The following is a 1651-nucleotide window of genomic DNA, read 5'->3' on the forward strand; positions in this document are numbered from 1 at the left end:
GCCAGCCCCAGCTCCCGGGTCGCCCGGTGAAGGCGAGGAAGAAGGGCGTGAAGGGAGCGAAGAGCGTTGCTGCCTAGGCTAGCCCCTTGTCACACAAACTACCGAAGCCTCCTTTTTTCACCTGCTGAAGGTTATCAATCTTCTTATTGAGTATCTCGGCATTCTTTCTTCTGCCAATGCCCTGGCGGGCAGATCCACCCCCCTTTCGGCTGGTTCGGGGGCACAGGCATGCCCTGACGGGCAGATCCACCGCCCTTTCGGCTGGTTCGGGGTCGCAGGCATGCCCTGGCGGGCAGATCAGCGCCTTTTCGGCAGGTTCGGGGGCGCAGGCATGCCCTGACAGACGGCTGCATTGCCCATATGCGTTTTGCGCGCGAGGACCCTGTTGCTCCTGTCAAAAGCGTGGCGAAATGAAGTGGCCCAAAAGAGGGCAGCAGAATACCGAAATCCCAGCTTGAAATAGCTCAGCTATTTGTCACTGTGCGGTTCTGCCTGCTATGATTAGCCATGCACTGCTGGGGAAGACTCATCCGCTAGAATTGCTTGGACGAAAGGAGACGCAATGGTACTCGACAGATACGCGCGATTTGCTGACAGCGCCGACGTGCTCTCTTGCCCCCTTTGCCACAGCGCCCTGAAGCTGCAGGAAGGGAGCCTCGTATGTCCGAAGAGGCACTGCTTCGATATCGCAAAGCAGGGGTACGTAAACCTTCTAGGGCCCTCCAGGCAGTCAGCCCACTACAGCAAAGAATCCTTTGAGAGCCGCATGGCAATCCTGGAGGCAGGGTATTACGACCACGTGAAAGAAGCCGTCCTCACCGCGGTAGGAAGGGCCCTTTCCCCAAGCGAGGGTCCTGCAGCTGTGAACGCGACGCCATTCCGCGTGCTCGACGCGGGATGCGGAGAAGGCTTCTATGCACGTGCAATCCGAGAAAACCTCTGTGTCGACGTGGTGGCGTTTGACCTCTCAAAAGACGCCATGCTGATGGCGGCCCGCCACGATTCCAGAAAGGCGGTCAAATGGCTGGTTGGCGACCTGACGAACATCCCCGTGCTGAAAGGCTCCATCAACTGCGTGGTGGACGTATTCGCTCCCTCGAACTACGACGAATTCAAGCGCGTTCTCACCCCAACCAGAAACGCCTCCGCGCCAGGAGTGCTGGTCAAAGTGGTTCCAGGCAGCAATCATCTTACGGAGCTGCGCCACCTTGCTGAAGGATCTTTGCGCAGCAAGGAATACTCAAACCAGCTGGTGACCGATTGCTTTGAGAAGCACTTCAAGATGACCGACCGCATCAAGGTGACGCGCACCTTCGAGATGTCCGAAAGGGACGTCCGCGTGTTCGCCGAGATGACGCCGCTGCTGTTCGGCATCGACGCGGAGTCCCTAAATCTATCGCGTGTGAAAAGCATCACCATCGAGGCTGAATTGCTGGTGGGCACCCCTCGCTCCCAAGGCCCTTCATGAGCTCAGCCAGCTCATCATCCTCTTAATTGCAGGGCTGAAGGACAGCCCTTGTCAACCGCCCCAGAAGAAATCTGGCTCTTCGGTGGTTTCTGTGGGAGAGATTCCGGCATAGGCCCAGCTCAGCGGGCGAAAACAACGATCTGGAACTGAAACGGCCCCGGGAGGGGCCGTTTCCGCGTCATC

The 1651-nt window shown here is 58.2% G+C and carries 1 protein-coding gene and 1 pseudogene; both read left to right on the top strand.

All coding sequences use genetic code 11. The features are described 5' to 3' along the window. Positions 1-562: 562 nt before the first annotated feature. Positions 563-703, top strand: a pseudogene (locus tag ACTQXM_RS08940) (putative RNA methyltransferase); the annotation flags it as partial. A gap of 63 nt (positions 704-766) precedes the next feature. Next, complete coding sequence (locus ACTQXM_RS08945; RefSeq protein ID WP_052241580.1) at positions 767-1468, top strand: methyltransferase domain-containing protein; 702 nt, start codon at positions 767-769, stop codon at positions 1466-1468. The last annotated feature ends 183 nt before the right edge of the window (positions 1469-1651 follow it).

This window comes from Collinsella sp. LCP19S3_D3 (assembly GCF_052121455.1).
Classification (GTDB): Bacteria; Actinomycetota; Coriobacteriia; order Coriobacteriales; family Coriobacteriaceae; genus Collinsella.